The sequence below is a fragment of the Acinetobacter celticus genome, from assembly GCF_001707755.1.
In the GTDB taxonomy this organism is placed as follows: Bacteria; Pseudomonadota; Gammaproteobacteria; order Pseudomonadales; family Moraxellaceae; genus Acinetobacter; species Acinetobacter celticus.
Genome location: NZ_MBDL01000010.1, coordinates 15886 through 33521 on the forward strand (window position 1 = coordinate 15886; position 17636 = coordinate 33521).

Annotated in this window: 15 protein-coding genes and 4 pseudogenes; 8 read left to right on the forward strand and 11 right to left on the reverse strand. The window is 38.6% G+C overall.

The features are described from left to right. Positions 1-5: 5 nt before the first annotated feature. From paaE to paaA, 5 genes are all read right to left on the reverse strand, one after another. Positions 6-1064, reverse strand: coding sequence for a 1,2-phenylacetyl-CoA epoxidase subunit PaaE (gene paaE / locus BBP83_RS09095; RefSeq protein ID WP_068887718.1), 1059 nt, complete (start codon positions 1062-1064; stop codon positions 6-8). A 64-nt stretch (positions 1065-1128) separates the two neighbouring features. Then, on the reverse strand, positions 1129-1629 hold the full coding sequence (gene paaD, locus BBP83_RS09100; RefSeq protein WP_068887720.1) for a 1,2-phenylacetyl-CoA epoxidase subunit PaaD: 501 nt from the start codon (positions 1627-1629) through the stop codon (positions 1129-1131). A gap of 30 nt (positions 1630-1659) precedes the next feature. Beyond that, entirely contained in the window at positions 1660-2415 is a 756-nt protein-coding gene (gene paaC, locus BBP83_RS09105) for a 1,2-phenylacetyl-CoA epoxidase subunit PaaC (protein WP_068887722.1), read from the reverse strand. A gap of 17 nt (positions 2416-2432) precedes the next feature. Next, entirely contained in the window at positions 2433-2723 is a 291-nt protein-coding gene (paaB, locus tag BBP83_RS09110; protein ID WP_068887724.1) for a 1,2-phenylacetyl-CoA epoxidase subunit PaaB, read from the reverse strand. Positions 2724-2753: 30 nt separating this feature from the next. After that, complete coding sequence (gene paaA, locus BBP83_RS09115; RefSeq protein ID WP_068887726.1) at positions 2754-3698, reverse strand: 1,2-phenylacetyl-CoA epoxidase subunit PaaA; 945 nt, start codon at positions 3696-3698, stop codon at positions 2754-2756. Positions 3699-3959: 261 nt separating this feature from the next. Here paaA and paaZ point away from each other — a divergent pair, with 261 nt between their 5' ends. The 4 genes and pseudogenes from paaZ to BBP83_RS09130 all read left to right on the forward strand — a co-directional run bounded on the left by paaZ (position 3960) and on the right by BBP83_RS09130 (position 8930). Further along, on the forward strand, positions 3960-6071 hold the full coding sequence (gene paaZ, locus BBP83_RS09120; protein ID WP_068887728.1) for a phenylacetic acid degradation bifunctional protein PaaZ: 2112 nt from the start codon (positions 3960-3962) through the stop codon (positions 6069-6071). Positions 6072-6264: 193 nt separating this feature from the next. Next, a complete protein-coding gene (locus BBP83_RS09125) occupies positions 6265-7710 on the forward strand; it encodes a spinster family MFS transporter (protein WP_068887730.1) in 1446 nt (481 codons plus the stop codon). Between the two features lie 191 nt (positions 7711-7901). Then, positions 7902-8105 (forward strand): annotated as a pseudogene (locus BBP83_RS15000) (DDE-type integrase/transposase/recombinase); the annotation flags it as partial. Positions 8106-8492: 387 nt separating this feature from the next. Further along, the gene (locus tag BBP83_RS09130; protein WP_068887732.1) at positions 8493-8930 is read left to right on the forward strand and encodes a winged helix-turn-helix transcriptional regulator; all 438 of its coding nucleotides are present in this window, start codon (positions 8493-8495) and stop codon (positions 8928-8930) included. A gap of 17 nt (positions 8931-8947) precedes the next feature. On the opposite strand, the pseudogene BBP83_RS15495 reads toward BBP83_RS09130, so the two are convergent. The 4 genes and pseudogenes from BBP83_RS15495 to BBP83_RS09145 all read right to left on the reverse strand — a co-directional run. Beyond that, positions 8948-9152: pseudogene (locus BBP83_RS15495) on the reverse strand (NADH oxidase); the annotation flags it as partial. A 9-nt stretch (positions 9153-9161) separates the two neighbouring features. After that, a complete protein-coding gene (locus BBP83_RS09135; RefSeq protein WP_068887734.1) occupies positions 9162-9548 on the reverse strand; it encodes a helicase in 387 nt (128 codons plus the stop codon). A gap of 52 nt (positions 9549-9600) precedes the next feature. Then, positions 9601-10464, reverse strand: coding sequence for an alpha/beta fold hydrolase (locus BBP83_RS09140; RefSeq protein ID WP_068887736.1), 864 nt, complete (start codon positions 10462-10464; stop codon positions 9601-9603). Between the two features lie 40 nt (positions 10465-10504). Next, positions 10505-11380: an alpha/beta fold hydrolase gene (locus tag BBP83_RS09145; protein WP_245669744.1), complete on the reverse strand. Its 876-nt coding sequence runs from the start codon at positions 11378-11380 to the stop codon at positions 10505-10507. 430 nt (positions 11381-11810) lie between these two features. On the opposite strand from BBP83_RS09145, the gene BBP83_RS09150 reads away from it, so the two are divergent. Both BBP83_RS09150 and BBP83_RS15010 read left to right on the forward strand, forming a co-directional pair. Continuing rightward, positions 11811-12809 (forward strand): NADP-dependent oxidoreductase, encoded by a 999-nt coding sequence (locus BBP83_RS09150; RefSeq protein WP_068887740.1) that lies wholly within the window; start codon positions 11811-11813, stop codon positions 12807-12809. Between the two features lie 528 nt (positions 12810-13337). Then, positions 13338-13448 (forward strand): annotated as a pseudogene (locus BBP83_RS15010) (IS5/IS1182 family transposase); the annotation flags it as partial. Positions 13449-13546: 98 nt separating this feature from the next. Here the strand turns inward: BBP83_RS15010 and BBP83_RS09155 are convergent. Next, on the reverse strand, positions 13547-14773 hold the full coding sequence (locus tag BBP83_RS09155) for a heparin lyase I family protein (RefSeq protein WP_068887742.1): 1227 nt from the start codon (positions 14771-14773) through the stop codon (positions 13547-13549). Positions 14774-15375: 602 nt separating this feature from the next. On the opposite strand from BBP83_RS09155, the pseudogene BBP83_RS15015 reads away from it, so the two are divergent. Together BBP83_RS15015 and BBP83_RS09160 are read left to right on the forward strand one after the other, a co-directional pair. Then, a pseudogene (locus BBP83_RS15015) lies at positions 15376-15716 on the forward strand (transposase); the annotation flags it as partial. Positions 15717-16003: 287 nt separating this feature from the next. Further along, positions 16004-16240, forward strand: a complete 237-nt coding sequence (locus BBP83_RS09160; protein ID WP_067724253.1) for a VF530 family protein — start codon at positions 16004-16006, stop codon at positions 16238-16240. A gap of 386 nt (positions 16241-16626) precedes the next feature. On the opposite strand, the gene BBP83_RS09165 is transcribed toward BBP83_RS09160, so the two are convergent. Next, entirely contained in the window at positions 16627-17517 is an 891-nt protein-coding gene (locus BBP83_RS09165) for a LysR family transcriptional regulator (RefSeq protein ID WP_068888557.1), read from the reverse strand. Positions 17518-17636 lie beyond the last annotated feature (119 nt).

Sequence of the window (17636 nt, forward strand, 5' to 3'; positions counted from 1 at the left end):
AGCTGTTATTCATCAAAACTGAGTCGGACATTGGCCGTGGTTGGTCGCGCCTGACAACTCAACACATAGCCTTTTTGAATTTCATCTTCTTCCAGACTGTAATTCACAGCCATTTCAACCTGTCCCTCTAACACCTTACATTTACAGGTTGCACAAACACCGCCCTTACAAGCATATGGCAGGTCTGCCCCAGCACGTAGCGCAGCATCTAAAATACTGTCATCCTGTTTGGATACTTCAACAATCAGCTCGCGACCATCCAAGATAATATTGACACGTTCTTCAGTCCGGCTTTCAATCTGCTGAGCGGTTGCTTTTGGTGTAGTCCCCGTATTGAATCGTTCAGTATGAATTTTGCTGCGCTGAATGCCCCAAGTCGGTAATACCGTTTCAACTGCTACCATCATTTCTTCCGGCCCACAAGCAAAACAATGATCGGTGCCTGCTGAGATCAGATTGGCCTGAAACAGCTGTTGTAATTTATCCTCGTCAATCCGACCGTTAAAAATCTCGCTATCATTCAGTTCACGTGAAAAAATATTCACCAGTTGCAGACGTTCTTTAAAACGGTCTTTCAGATCCATAATCTGCTCTGAAAACATGGTTTGTTTCCAAGAACGATTGCCATACACTAGGGTGAATGTTGCTTCCACTTGGCGATTTAATACCGACTTCACAATAGATAAGATCGGGGTGATCCCGCTACCTGCGGCGAAACCTAGATAATTTTGGCCACCAGTCTTGGCTGCTTTCTGAAAGAAAACCCCTTGCGGTGGCATGACTTCCAGTACATCACCCGCTTTGAGATGCTCATTCGCCCACGTTGAAAACTGACCCTGATCAATTTTTTTAATCGCAATGCTCATATCTTCTTGAGTATCACTGCAGATCGAGTAACAGCGACGCAACTCGCCATCATCGGTTAAATGACGAATGGTGAGGTGCTGACCTGGCTGATATTGAAAAGCATCCAACTGCTCAGGCGCGAGATCAAAAGCAATACAGATCGCCTGCTCGGTTTGTGGCTGAATCGATTTAATAGTTAAGGGTATAAATTGGCTCATTGGAAAATCCCTCTTTCGTTTTGGCTATTTCTTTTTTGTGTTCACGCAGATGCTAGACCAAACATTAAATACATTTGAAATAGTCAAAAGTTTCTAAACAGTCCCGACATTGATATAAGGCTTTACAGGCGGTCGAACCAAATTCACTTAATAATTTGCTGTTTTGGCTTAAGCACTGTGGACAGGTGATACCATCGGTCAGTGCTACATGCGTACCACAGCTATGTGATTGACCTTGTGGCGGTGCAATACCATACTGCTGTAATTTGTGTTTACCTGATTCACTCATCCAGTCCGTGGTCCAAGCTTGAGACAGATCAACAATGACTTTGACTGGCGTCAAACCGTTCGCCTCGAAAGCCTGAGTAATTTCTGCTTTTAATAAATCCGTGGCCGGACAACCGCTATAGGTCGGCGTGAGTCGCACCACAATTTCATCTTGCTGATTCAGCTCGACACCACGAATCATACCCAGATCAATCACTGACAATACTGGAATCTCTGGATCAGAAACTTGCTGTAAAACGTCCCAACATTGATCTTCTACGTGTCGAATCAGATTCATGCGACTCACTCTCCCTGTGATTATTCTGAATTACCAGCTCATGTTTGGATATGAACGCTGCATATATTGCAGTTCAGCCAAGACAAAACCAAGATGCTCTGTATGTAATCCCTGTTTAGCACCACTACGATAAGCGCCCAACTCTGGCAAGGTTAATTCAAATCGAGCTAACTCGGCTGTAATCGCCTCCAACCACTGTGCTTTTAGATTTTCAATATTTGGAATTAAGTGAGTATCTACCAACTGTTTTTCATCAGTAGTCAGGACAAAAAGTTCTTTTGTAAAACGCCATAACTGGTTTAAACCTTGCTGGGTTTTCTCATGCGCTTCTGCTGTACCTAAACTTAGGCGCTCCATCCAAGTGGTTGAAAAACGCTGGTGATATTTCACTTCTTTGAGTGACTTCACTGCGAAGGCAGCCAACTCAGCATGCTGACTATCACTTAATGCAGTAAACAATAAAGTATGGTAATGATCCATCAACCACTGGCGCACCAAGGTCTGAGCAAAGTCACCATTCGGCTGTTCGCACAGAAGTAAATTACGGTATTCACGCTCTGTGCGGAAATAAGCCAACTTATCTTCATCACGACCTAACCCTTCTACTTCACCGGCCAGACTGAGTGCGGTACGTGCCTGACCAAGCAAATCCAGTCCGATATTGGCCACCGCAATATCCAACTCCAGTTCAGGGGCATGGCCACACCATTCTGCTAAACGATGCGATAGGATCAGTTGACTGTCACCCACATGTAAAAGAAATTCTGCCAATACTTGATTTGTCATAGTCTTCACCTTTCCCTTTACATGTGCCCGATGCCAGCTGGAATGTTATAAAAAGTTGGATGGCGATAAACCTTGTCCAAAGCAGGTTCAAAAAATTCTGCTTTTTCATCTGGCTGAGAAGAAGTAATCAATTCAGATTTCACTACCCAAATACTGATGCCTTCATTGCGGCGGGTATACACATCCCGAGAATTTTGTAGTGCTACTTCCTCATCAGGTGCACGTAAGCTACCAACATGACGGTGACTCAGACCCTGTTTACTACGGACAAACACTTCATAAAGTGACCAGTTGTTTTTGTTATTCATGAGCAAAATTCCCTATATTGATCAAACTGTTTAAGCAACTTTTTGTGCTTCTGACTGCTGTTGCTTTTTTTGAGCATAGACTACTGCAGACTCACGCACCCACTTACCACCTTCCCAAGCTTTGCGGCGTGCTTCAATACGCTCATGGTTACAAGGCCCCTGGCCTGCAAGAATCGCAAAAAACTCATCCCAATTGATTTCACCAAATTCGTAATGTCCGGTTGCTTCATTGAATTTGAGGTCTGGATCTGGAACGGTTAAACCAAGCTGTAATACTTGAGATACAGTGTTATCAACAAATTTTTGACGTAGCTCATCGTTGCTGAATAATTTGACTTTCCACTGCATACTTTGTGCGCTATTCGGTGAATTATCATCACTTGGCCCAAACATCATCAGTGCTGGCCACCAAAAACGGTTCACGGCATCCTGGGCCAATTGCTTTTGTTCCGGTGTGCCATTGGCCAATTCCATCATGGCTGCAAAGCCCTGACGCTGATGAAAGCTCTCTTCTTTACAGACGCGCACCATGGCACGTGCATAAGGACCGTAAGAGGTACGACAAAGCGCAACCTGATTGACAATTGCTGCACCATCCACCAGCCAGCCAATTGCTGCAACATCGGCCCAGCTCAGGGTTGGATAGTTAAAAATTGAAGAATATTTCATGCGACCAGCAATTAGTTTATCCATCATGTCATCACGATCAGCACCCAAGGTTTCTGCAGCACTGTAGAGATATAAAGCATGGCCGGCTTCATCTTGGACTTTTGCCATTAGCACTGCTTTACGTTTCAAAGTCGGTGCACGGGTAATCCAGCTACCTTCTGGCAACATGCCGACCACTTCAGAGTGTGCATGCTGACCGATCTGACGAATCAAGGTCTTACGATAAGCATCCGGCATCCAGTCCTTCGGCTCGATAGAAATATCCTTTTCAATCTTTTGATCAAAGATTTGTTGTTGATTATTCATTGTTCCCTCACTTATCCCAAGTGTTGATACATTTAAATTAAAACGATACGAAATTAAAATCAATACATATTTATTTGTATCGTTTAATTTATTTTTTAAATATTTAATAAGTATTTGTTTTATATTATTAAATATTTTTTATATTATTTTTAATCATTTTTAAATACACATTTATGATTGACATTTCAGCTTTTTAATCACAAATTATGAAACATCAAAATTAAAATATTTTACAAACCGTATCATAAATGGAGTTTTACAATGTTAGAGCTAGATAGCGACTCAAGCGCAATGGATTATCAAGATACTGAATCAAAAAATAATCCTATTTCCATCAAAAGCTTAAGCTCACTGATTTATGGGCAGGAATACACAGCTCAAGCCGATTTACGTACGGTTTATCATGCCATTAGCGGTGAAGCTACTTATCTTGTCGGCAGTCAGGGTCTCGATACCCAAGCCGTTGTGAAATATGCCAAACAAAAAGGTGCGACTATTGCCAACTGGACGTTCCATCAACGTGCCAATGCACTGAAGCAAGTGGCACAGTATTTGATGGAACGCAAAGAAGATTTTTACCAGCTTGCTAAAACAACAGGTTGTACTCGTAAGGATGCTTGGATTGATATTGAAGGTGGGATTGGAACCTTATATGCCTATTCGAGTTTGGTTCGTCGCGAACTGAGTGATGAAACAGCGTGGGTCGAAGATGCCTGGATTCCTCTTTCTAAGCAAGGTAACTTTGGCGCGAAACATATTCTGACTCCTAAAGCCGGTGTTGCTGTCCATATCAATGCCTTTAACTTCCCTATATGGGGCATGCTGGAGAAAATCGCACCCACACTCTTGGCAGGCGTTCCCTGTATTGTCAAACCAGCCACTGAAGGTGCAGAACTGACTCATGCCGTGGTCAAAGCCATTCATGCAAGTGGTTTCTTGCCAGAAGGTTCACTGCAACTCATTTGCGGGCAGATCTATGATTTATTTGATCACTTAAACCCTCAAGATACGGTGACCTTTACTGGTTCTGCTTCAACAGGACAAAAACTGCGTTCGCATCCACACTTAAATGCCTACTCTATTCCATTCACCATGGAAGCAGACTCGGTCAACAGTGCGATTTTGACTGAACAGGCCAATGATGAAAGCATTGATTTATTTGTCCGTGAAGTCTTCCGTGAGATGACCACAAAAGCCGGACAAAAATGTACCGCCATTCGTCGTGCCTTTGTTCCAGCTGAATTACTCGATACAGTACAAAGTCGTCTGATTGAAAAACTGAAAAAAGTGGTCGTGGGCGACCCTACTCAAGAAGGCGTTAGCATGGGTGCTTTAGCCAGCATCAAACAGAAACACGATGTCGCTACAAAAGTTGAACAATTGAATCAAGATGCAGAGATTGTCTTTGGTAGTCACTTACGTCAGGACTTTATTCTTCAAGTACAAAACGCTGAAAATTCTGCATGTTACCCACCTACGGTCTTGGTATGCAAAGAACCGGATCAGGCAGAAAATATTCATAAGATTGAAGCTTTTGGACCTGTGGTGACTTTAATGCCATATATTGATCTGGCACAGCTTGCTGACTTGGTGGCACGTGGTGAAGGTAGCCTAGTAGCCTCTATCGTACGCAATACCAATGAAAATATTGAACAACTGCTCAGTAGAATTGCACCATGGCATGGCCGTGTACACATTTTAGATGCTGAAAGTGCCAAAGAAAGTACTGGACATGGTTCTCCATTACCTTTACTGGTTCATGGAGGACCGGGGCGTGCCGGTGGTGGTGAAGAACTCGGTGGCTTGCGCGCAGTCAAACATTATATGCAGCGTACTGCGATTCAAGGCTCACCAAATGCCATGACCCAAGTCGGCCATAGCTGGACGGCTGGTGCTCAGGTCTTTGAAGACCGAGTGCATCCTTTTAAAAAATCATTTGATGAATTGCGTATTGGTGAACGTTTGCTAACCGCACGACGTACTGTGACAGAAGCCGACCTGGTCAACTTTGGTTGTCTGAGCGGTGACTTCTTCTATGCACATATGGACAAAATTGCGGCAGCAGAATCCCTGTTTGGTGAACGTGTTGCACATGGTTATTTTGTCGTGTCTGCTGCAGCTGGTTTATTCGTTGATGCCGCTCCAGGACCAGTTATTGCCAACTACGGCATGGACAATTTACGTTTTGTAGAACCTGTGAAAATTGGTGATACCCTTCAAGTGGAACTGACTTGTAAGCAGAAAACACCTAAAGCACTACGTGATCCAGCACACAAACCACATGGTGTGGTGGTCTGGGATATTAAAGTCAAAAATCAACGCAATGAGCTAGTCGCAACTTATGACATTTTAACCCTTGTTGAACGTGGCTAAAAATCCAAACTCAAAAAAGGAATCATAATGATTCCTTTTTTTTATTAAAAAAATATATTTATATCTCTTTGTAGAAATTGATTGACGAAAATAAATTTAAACTCTAGATTATGAAACATGATACACATTAAAAATAATATAAATATTAAAGGTATCAAAATAAACACCTCAAACAATCAACATAGGATGTTGCATGATGAATGATAAATTGCTAGAAATAGAAATGGTTGAAAGGACGCTTCAACCTGAAAATCAAAGTTTTGAGCCTACCTCGATAGAAACAGTATCGCCTATTGCTGAACAGACTCCGTCACCCAAAGAAAATAGTACCTATCAATGGTATGTGGTGGTAGTTTGTATGATTGCTTACATTCTTTCATTTGTAGACCGTCAAGTTTTATCATTAATGATTGAACCAATTAAAGCCGATTTAATGCTAAGTGATACCCAGTTCAGCTTATTGCAAGGGCTCGCTTTCTCATTATTTTATGCGATTATGGGGCTTCCTATTGCCGCTCTAGCTGATCGAAGATCTCGGATTAAAATTATTGCGACAGGTATTGCTTTCTGGAGTTTTGCTACGGCAGCCTGTGGTTTAAGTAAAAACTTCATTCAAATGTTTTTGGCACGTTTGGGTGTCGGTGCAGGTGAAGCCGCACTCTCACCGGCATTTTATTCGATTGTCGCCGATTTATTTCCTAAAGAAAAATTAGGCCGTGCACTGGGTGTTTATGCAATTGGTGCCTTTATTGGTTCAGGTTTAGCTTTCCTGATTGGTGGCTATGTGATTGGGCTATTAAAAGATATCAGTTTCGTAGCTTTACCAGTGATTGGTGAAGTGAAGACATGGCAACTCACTTTTATGATTGTGGGTTTACCTGGTGTATTGCTTGCGCTTCTCATGGTGCTGACGGTGCGTGAACCTGCTCGTAAGGGTATGAAAGTTGGTCAAGATGGTCAGGTTGTTAAGGCTTCCTTTAAGAACTCGATTGGCTTTATTAAGACACATAAAAAGACTTTCTTCTGTCATTTTATTGGTTTTTCTTTTTATACAATGATGTTGTATTCACTTCTGGGCTGGGCACCTGCTTATTACATGCGTAACTTCGGCCTTGATGCAAGTCAAACCGGTTATATCTTAGGCAGCATCATTTTAGTGGCAAATACCTCTGGTGCCTTATTCTGTGGCTGGTTGATCGACTTCTTCTCTAAACGTGGATATAGTGATGCTGCTATACGTGCCGGCGCAATCGGCTGTGCAGCCTTGATTGTTCCAAGTGTATTGTTTACTCAAGTCGACAACATGTATTTATCATTTGCACTGATATCTGTGGCTATGTTCTTCTCAACATTCCCTATTCCGGCATCTGCAGCCGCAACTCAAATGCTGACACCCAACCAGCTACGTGCACAAGTTTCTGCCAAGTTCCTGCTTATTTCAAATATCATTGCCCTTGGTATAGGAACAACAACTGTTGCTTTAATTACGGATAAATATTTCCAAAACACCTTAATGGTGGGGAATTCCATTTCTATTGTGAATGCTGTCGCAGGTGTAATTGGAATATTTTTACTGTACAAAGGCTGTAAGTATTATCGAGAAAGCATGAAGGTTGAAAAACTGGATAAAATTTTCTAAGCTCCAATTTTAAAGCTTTAAATATTACCTCTCTAGAGGGTTCTGTCGCATTAAGGAATTAAAGACGGCTTTGTTGCTTAAACTTAGCCTAGAAGGCTTATTCAACAATATAATTTCAAAATGAATAAGCCTGCCCCTAAAATCTATCGTACAACCAATTGGTCATCCTATAGTCGAGCCTAATTAGCTGAGATGATCAAAAACAAGTAGCCGACTTAGTAAAACGCAATTTTAATGTAGATGATCCTGATCACTTGTCGGTGGCCGAATTCACGTATATTCAAACTCATTCAGGCTGGGTATATACCGCCTTTATTATTGATGTGTTCTCACGAGCAATTGTTGGATGGAAATTATCTACACGGGGTGCTCGATGGAGATGCTTAAGGTCTTAGCTAATCAGACGGGGTCAGGATTCAATAAAACTCTTGTAGATTAATTAAAATGATCTTGAACTTTCTAAGTTCATGAGCAAATCTTTTATTTTTTAAAATTATACTTTCTAACCAGATGAATTTAAAAAATAAAATTATCATTATAAACTAGATTTTAGGTAAGCATAAGTTAAATAAATAACATTTTCAATTTAGTTCATTAATACTGATATGGTAAGTTTTATTCTTCTTTATATCAAGTTTTACATAATAAAATTTATGAGAACTTATTAAAGCAAAAATAGAAGTTATTGACGAATAGCTCTTCTTTAAAAAGTAAAGCATAGTTGAATAAGTCAGATTGTGTTACTATTGTTTTAGTAGTAACCTTCAAATTTATTAATTCTTATGAGCAAAAATACCAATATTGAAATCTGCCCAATCGCAAGAAGTTTATCGGTGCTTGGCGATTCATGGAGTATGTTGATATTACGTGATGCGCATACAGGTTTTACTCGATTTGACCAGTTTCGTAAAAGCTTAGGTATTGCTCCCACCATGCTAACTAAACGCTTATCCGTTTTGGTTGATGAAGGATTGCTTGAAAAAAGACAATATTCAGAACATCCTCCACGTGAAGAATATGTATTAACTCAAGCAGGCCAAGATTTTCTGCCAGTCCTATTTGTAATCGGAGCATGGGGACGTAAGCACAAACCTTATGAGCATTCTGAAGAAATGGTTAAGTTTCTTGATGCTGAAAATGGTACTGAAATTAAACCAATCGTAATTGATCAAGTAACTGGTGCGGAAATTGGTACACGACTTATTCGCCAACAAAGCTAATAAATATAAAAAGCACTCAAAATATTGCCTGTGAGAATCATGCCAATCGCTGAAGCGACCCAACGTTGAGATAAACGAACGTGTTTGTCCGTTGGATTATTGGAATAAGTCCCTAGAGTTTCACTGGTTGTAGCCTTTGCCAAACGGTTTGGAATAACTGTACTATTGGGTTAAAGTTAAAGGCTGATTCAGAAGATTAGTGTTTAATTGCTGATGTTTCATAGGCTTCGCTCACATAGTTGAAGATGGTTTAGGATGTGGTTGAAGAAAGTCCACTAAACTTTGAAACCACATGACATCTACAAAGTTTCCAGTAATCACAAGATCCTCTGTTCTAAGCGCAGTTAGAAACGTATTGACACTATCTTTAGCTGATAGCACAGCAAAACCTGTACTGCCATTCTTAAAAGTGAATGTAAAGCTTGGGGATTGGGTTTGTCCTGCATAAGAAATTAGCTTGCCATTTTTAACTTCAAAATAACGTCCTTCACCATTTGCCGTCTGGATTTGGAATGTGACATTTTTATCTTTCACGTATGCAGCACATTTTGGATTAGTTTTCACAGCCCGTTGTAACAACTTGGTCAGCATCCACAGTAATAATTTAAATTTCATCATTTTAGCTCTCAGTTCATCAATATATAAAAAACACTAAGGAAACTCTGATCGATTACTCATCTAGAAACTGTATTGCATGTTTAACGAAGCGTTCTGGATACTGAAACTGTGCACCATGTCCTGCATCAGGATAAATAAACAGCTGTGCATTTGGAATATTCAGTGCCATGTGATAGGCATTGATGGTCGGAATCATCACATCATCCACACCATTGAGAATAAAAGTCGGCTGTTTAATCTCACGTAAATGCGCAAATGGATCTTGTTCATCAAGCTTCGGTAAAAAGTACATATTGGCTTCAATCTGAGCCTGCATAACATCAACTGAACTTGCAGGATCTTGATCTTTACGTTGATGGCGACGTTGCCAAAACTCACGACCTGCTTGAATTGCTTTTGGTGATCGACCAAAAAATAAAAACAGAAAATCCTCTTCAGAAGGCACAGCACTGGTTGCATGCTTCAAGACTAAAGCTGGTACATCTGGGTCATCACCACGTGGTTTTCCACCTCTTGGACCTGTGCCCAAAAGCATTAATTTTCTGACCAGTTCAGGATGACGACGCACTAAATCCTGTGCTTGAAATCCTCCCAAAGAAAATCCGAGTAGATCTACTTGATTTAAATCCAGTGCACGAATCACTGCGGCAGCATCATCAGCCATATCTTCAATACGAGTGCGTGGCTGACCTGTAGATGAAGCGACGCCGTGACCATTGAACAAAATGACTTCTCGCCCTAATGCTAATCCATCAGTAATCAATGGATCCCAATTGTCTAAACCACCACGGAAATGTTGCAGAAAAAATAAAGGTGGTTGCTGTGTATTTGAATTTCCCCATCGGCGATAGGCAAAGTTTGCTCCATCGACTTCTATAAATTGTGTTTCAACAGTTAGGTGTGTAATTGCGGTCATCTTGATTGTCCTAATTTTTAAAATCTGATTGGATCTAAATTTATTTAGCTAAAAAAGTGAGCGATTTTTTGACGAAATCATCATGAAACTGAAAGATTCCACCATGTCCTGCATCTGGATAAATGATGAGTGTGCTATTTGGAAGGCGTTTTGCTAAGTCGTAAGTATTCACTGTTGGTACCATACGGTCATGATCACCATTCGCTACCAATACGGGCTGTTGAATGATAGAAAGATCAGCTAGTTTTTTAGTTCCCCATTTTTTTAATGCTTTAAGCTGAGCACGGTAAGCTGAAATGGTTATTTCTTTATCACGATTTTCAGTACGTTCATTAATACGTTGAACAAACTGTTTCGCAACTGCTTTACCATTGTCTGTTCGAGTAAAGAATAAATAAACTTTAGGATCTTGGCGCGTTGCCATTCCACGAACTAAATCCCAATTTGAAACTCGACCCACTGTACTAATTCCAGTTCCGCCAGCAGGTCCAGTTCCCGATAAAATCATTTTACGAATCAACTTTGGTTGTTTAAGAACGATCTCTTGAGAAATCATGCCACCCATTGAAAAACCAAATAAATAAACCTGTTTAAATCCTTTCGCTTGAATAAATGTAATCGCATCATCTGACATTTGTTCAATGGACTTTGCTGGCTCGCCAGTAGAAGCACCAACACCACGATTATCTAAAATAACAATATGATGTTTCGCTGCAATACCATCAATAATTCTTGGATCCCAATTGTCCAAGACAGCAGCTAAATGATTTAAGAAGATCACAGGTGTGCCACCATTTTGCTGACCGTACTCTCGGTATGCGAAGCTAACACCATCAGCTGAAATAAATTGAGTTGGGACAGTTGTCCATTGATATTGTTTTTCCGTCTTTACAATCGCTCCTGAATTCTGGGTCATAGCTGTATTTACATCAGCATAGATTGAACTTGATACAGCTAAAGCCATTGAAATCAGACTTTTTTTGAGTAAGCCAAGCATGATGAATTTCCTAAAGTAAGATTAATATCTAAACCGCTACCCTAAGAATAAGAACCTCATACTTTTGAAATTATTCATATCTTGAGCTGGTCTGTGCACTCTTCAATAGGAAAAAACATTGTCACTATCGAATTAATACTAACAATACAGGCGTAATTTCGAATAGTCACTATCTTTTTAGTATTAACTATTAATTTTTTAGATTATGATAAAAAAATGAATAGTTGATGACTCAAATACACTTTTAAGTTTTAACTAAAGAGTCTGATATGCAACCTAGTTTGAAAATTTAATGTAGATTTACATGTGTAAAACATTAAAACAAAAAGTGAACCAATTGAGGTCTTATATGAAAGCAGCCTACATTAACCGTTACGGCAATATTGATGATGTACAACTGGATGAACAATCTAAGCCATTGATTACAGAAAATGAGGCACTTGTTAAAATACATGCAGCAAGTATTAATCCTCTAGACTTAAGGGTTTTAGAAGGTGAATTTAAGGCTATTCTGCCTGTTAAGTTTCCTTTTATTTTAGGTAATGATTTTGCAGGTACAGTTTTTCAAGTTGGCGCAAATGTTAAACAGTTTAAAGCTGGTGATGAGGTGTATGCCAAGACTGACCAAAATGGTGCTTTTGCTGAATATACGGTAGTTCAGCAATCCTCGCTGGCTCTAAAACCTCAAAATATTTCTATGGAACTCGCAGCCTCTCTCCCTCTTGTTTCATTGACTGCATGGCAGGCTTTGGTTGAAATTGCGAAAGTTCAAGTAGGACAAAAAGTGCTTATTCATGCAGGTTCTGGCGGTGTTGGCTCAATTGCTATTCAGCTTGCAAAACACTTAGGTGCGACTGTTGCAACGACCACGAGTGGTAAAAATGCTCAATGGGTCAAAGCATTAGGCGCAGACATTGTTATTGATTATAAAACGACTAATTTTGAACAGGAACTCAAAGACTATGACGTAGTCTTAGACACGCAAGGTGGAAAAATTTTAGAGAAATCTCTAAATGTCCTTAAGCGTGGTGGTCGAGTTATCAGTATATCGGGTCCACCCGATCGTGATTTCGCAGAAGCAATTCATGCAAATTGGTTGCTGAAATGTATTATTCCTCTTTTAAGTTGGTCAATCCGAAATAAAGCAAAAAAACGAGGCATTACATATTCATTCCTATTTATGCAACCCAATGGGCAACACCTATCTGAACTTTCAAAGTTAGTCGAGTCTGGGAAAATAAATCCAATCGTTGATAAAACTTATGCATTTACTGAAATTAAAGATGCTTTTCAATATGTGAATACTGGACGAGCAAAAGGCAAAGTCGTCTTAAAAATTGCAGAATAAATTCAGGGAAAAAAGAAAAATGGCATCGTTTGATGCCTTTTCTTCAATAAACGAGAGTAAGCTTCAATCGAATGAAAGAACTTATGGTTTTAAGCTTAGTTTTAATAAAAATCTTAGGTTCATGAACCATGTTTTTTAAGTAAATTAATTTATCTAAATAAATTATTGAAAATAAAATATAAATTTTAATAATTTTTTGTGAACTAGAATTTAGGTAAACATAAGTTAAATAGAATATCCAAGACTGTGGCCTACACCCAAACCATCTGTTGCCACAGCTCGACATCGTGAATCTGCAAAATTGTATTCACGATGCCAAGTATCCTAATGAACATAATATACGTTATGCCGAAATCTGCGAGCGAAGTTTTCAATTCTCTGGATAGGATTTCTAAAAGTTAGAATTGAACCACTATTAGCTTTAAAAGAATTTTAAGTAAATTATTTAAGAGCTAAATAAAACAACTCTTCTGAATATGCAATCACCCAAACCAGAATAAAAATATTAGAAATACTATATTTGGTGTACTCAAGACCTTTAGAATACTTTCAGAGCGTTATCTAAATAGAGGGAAAAGGCTTTGTTTAAGATTCAATTTGATTGCTGGAATTTACAACTTAGAATTGAATGAAAAATGAGTTATGAAAGAAGTCTAATGGTAGCTTTTTTTGCAAAAATTATCTAGCATAAGCCAACGATTCAAATCATTGAATGATTGGCTAAAGCAGGATTTTTGTTAATTAAGATCTTTAATCACCACGTTTTTATGGTAAGCCTCGACAGGCTGACCCACGATAACACGGTCCTTAAGCGCCCCTTCTCGCCAACTTGAACGGTAAATGCCCATTTGGAAATAAGGTGACCACTTTTGATGGTAATTATTGACCCCAGTGATGTTGGCTACTTCTTTTCCATTATGTTTCACCACCACTTTCCCAGGAATCAGTTGATCGTTTGCATCAAGTTCTGACCATTGGATATCAAAATTCCAATCATTCCACTGGTTATATGCCACAGGTACATCTAAGACATAACGCTTCAAAAGCGTTTCTGGAACTGCCAATGGTGAAGTCATTGGCTTCAACTCATATAAATGTAACTGCCACTCAGGTTTTAGACCTGAAAGTACCAAAGCTATTGGGGGATTCAAATTTTTTCCATTTAGGTTAAAGCCATGCCACTGTGCCAGTATTGTTCCATACTGAAATACTGGCCATGTTGAGGGAATATAGTGAGAAAAAGAATAGTTATAATGGCCCCAATCAAATTGCTTTCGTTGTATTTCCGCGCGATAACACTGACCATCATCAGGCACGATAAATTTGGCAACATTCTGCCCTGTACCAGCAGGATCTTTAACAATTGTTGCTGAACTACGATTTTCAAAGTGGAGGGCCATTGCATTCCACGTCGATAGATCATTACTGTATTTATCGACACGAATCGTCCCTGTCTCAAACCCATCACGAAAAATAACCTTACCCTTTTCTTCCGTATTGTCTACCAATACATCATCATTTTCAGTGTCTGGTATCACATCAGATGGATTAACAACTTGTTCTACATTTCTCGCGAAGACCTGTATTTTAACCGTGGTGGTTTGACTGTCTTGTTGACCATCATTTACCACTAAACTCAATTCATAATCTCCAGCACGGTCTGGAATAAAATGAAATATTTTATCCGTACTAGCACCAAAACTTGGGAAACTATTTTCAGGATTTTTAACGACTGCCCAACGATAATTCAATGTTGTCGCGCTATCATCAGTACTTTCAGAACCATCTAAAAGTATGCTATCCCCAACCATAGCGCTGTCTTGCGTTGATTGAATTATGCCTACAGGCACTTCATTCTGAATATCTTTTACCGTTGCCGTTGTTGACTGATCACCCTGACCTCCCCCGCAAGCACCCATCCCTAAAACTGTAGTAAAAACTAAAAAGTATCTAATTTTATTCATGCAAATGCACTCTATTTATACACACCCAGAATTAGCCATGTACCTTACTTCGTCCATATCTCTTTGAGAATAGGAAACAGTTGAACATGGCCAAATTCAATTTTTAAATACCTAAAAACAAGCTTCATCTTAAACAATGAAATACATCGCGTTACTTATTGATAAAAGATCAATTTTTCTCAAAATCAACCTTTCAGCGTAGCCTCCTCATCTTATAACATTATGGAATTTCAGCTCTGCTTTTTTGATGACTGAACACCTTAAAAAATGATTATAAGGAGTTAATATCTAAAAAAAGCAATAAAAACCAAAAAAGGAATGTAATATTATGAAATTAGTTTTAAAAACTGTTTTTACCCATCGCTTTTATTTATGTAATTCCAGCCACTCAAGCTGCCACTTCTGATGGAAAAACATGGGGGTTTCTGCGGGCTCGTTACATGTAGTAGGCTTTGTTGCACAAACCTACCATCAAAGGCTTATCAACAAAATAATTTCCAAATGACTAAGCCTACACCTAAAATCTATCGTACAACGAATTGGTCTTCTCATAATCGAGTCTTAATCAATCGAGGAAATATCTCGATTTGGTTTGATCCTACTACTCAATGGGCGACTGCCGACAAGTAATTTCAGATCGACAAGCACACGCGGTGATTCCGCCAAGAAAAAATGCGAAGCTCTGGAAAGATAAAACTCTGAGACCTTTACAGAGAAATGAATTATTGAAAACAGTCAAACGCCTAGGAAGAGCCATTTGGAAAAAGTGGTCAGGGTACCATCGTCGAAGTTTGGTAAAACCAAGATGCATTGCGTTAAATTATTAGGCGATAAACTGAGTGCAAGGAATTTTCAAAGTCAAGTCAATGAGATTCATGCACGTGTAGCAGTCCTCAATAAATTCACTGAATTAGGTCGGCCTCATACTCAAGTTGTCACTTAAATTTGAGGCGATATGGGGAACTTTAATTTATAAATCTTTGTGCAACAAAGCCTTTTTTTTACTAAGAAAAATTTAATAAATTTCGAATTTAAATCATAAATTCCGTACATTTATTAAAAAGCTTTCTTTGAATTATTAATTATTTGAAATATTTTATGCATCAGCACTGTTGTAAATAGGAAGATAAGCTGTAATTTTCTATGTTAATTACGTTTAAATCCCAACCCTCTCATTTTCCAACTAGCTCAGGTTATAATAATGGCCTCCCAAAATATGGTTGATCTATTATGAACACCTCCAATGACCCTTTACACGGCAAAAAACTTGCTGACATTTTGGATGAATTATTGGATTACTACGGTGGCTTTGAAGGCTTAAATCGTAAAATTGAAATTAGATGTTTTTGCATAGATCCAAGTGTTAAATCATCATTGCGATTCTTACGTACCACTCCATGGGCACGTGAAAAAGTAGAAAGCTTATATTTGTATGTCTTACGCCAAAAAGCTAAACAGAAATCGTAGCTATCAAAACCCTAGCCTCAGCATAATATTTTATACCATGCCACAGCTCGACATCGTGAATCTCTAAAATTATATTCACGATGCCGAGTATACTAATGAACATAATATACGTGATGCCGAAATCTACGCGCGGATTCTATCGATGTGATGATCTAATCTTATAACCAATATTTTTAACTTTTTAATTTCTTCATCACGATCTAAATTCGATTCCTGCAACTGCACTAGCACGGTCTCCAGTAGATCGCGCATATACACATAATCGTCTTTGTCTAAAGAACCCTTTTTCCTGTCGTAATTGACGGTTCACAGATTAAGATTATAGTGAAACTGTAAATTCATATTTTTTAAATAGCTAGTTATTAAAAGCATTTAAGCCATAACGACTAAAGATTTGATAAAGTATCCTGTAAAAAATTGATAAACCATTTTTGTGCTAAAACATCGGCTGTTTTTTTATGCCAATGTAAAGTGACATCAAACTCTGGTAAATCAAAAGGCACATCAAATACCCTAATTGCAGGATTAGACTGGTAATACTTCCCAATACGTGACGGAACCGTCACAATTAAATTATGCTTTTCAATCAGTTCATTTAAAATACTGAACTGTGGTACCCTTAATTTAATTTTGCGTCTTAAATTTTGTTTACTTAAATAGTTTTCAATTAGACTATGTCCTGTTGTCGCTGAAACTACGGCATGATTTTCTTCTAAAAAATGCTCTAATGTAAACTTCTCCTGAATTGACTGGATATTTTTGCTAACTAAACAAACATACTTTTCTTGAAATAAGGTCAGCGTATTTAAATTCTTATCCTCTAAATTTTTATTACAAATTGCAGCATCAATCTTTCCAGTTACCAACCAATCAGACAACTTATTCATGTCGACAGTGACGACTTCTAAAGAAATTTCTGGTGCAATTTGCTCCAAACGAGAAAGAATTAAAGGTAAAAAATACCGCCCACCAATGTCAGTTAATGCCACCCTAAAACAACGATCACTGTGATTAAAATCGAATTCCTTAACATCATTGATGACATTTTCAATATCTAATAAAGGTTGATTCAATGAATCATAAAGCTGTGTCGCATAAAAAGTAGGAATCATTCCCTCTTTTGTTCGAGTAAACAACTGATCTTTCATTAAATATCTTAAGCGCGATAGACTATGACTTACAGACGGCTGTGTAATATTTAAATGTTCGGCTGCAATACTTACACTACGCGTATCAAAAATTGTAATAAAGACTTTTATCAGATTTAAATCGACCATAAATGACTCCATGTCTTAGCCATAAAGTGAACACATTTTTTACTTATCTCATGATAAATAAAAAGAATGAAATAATTTAAAAAACCTTAATTCTCTTTTTATTCATTTACCAATGTAAT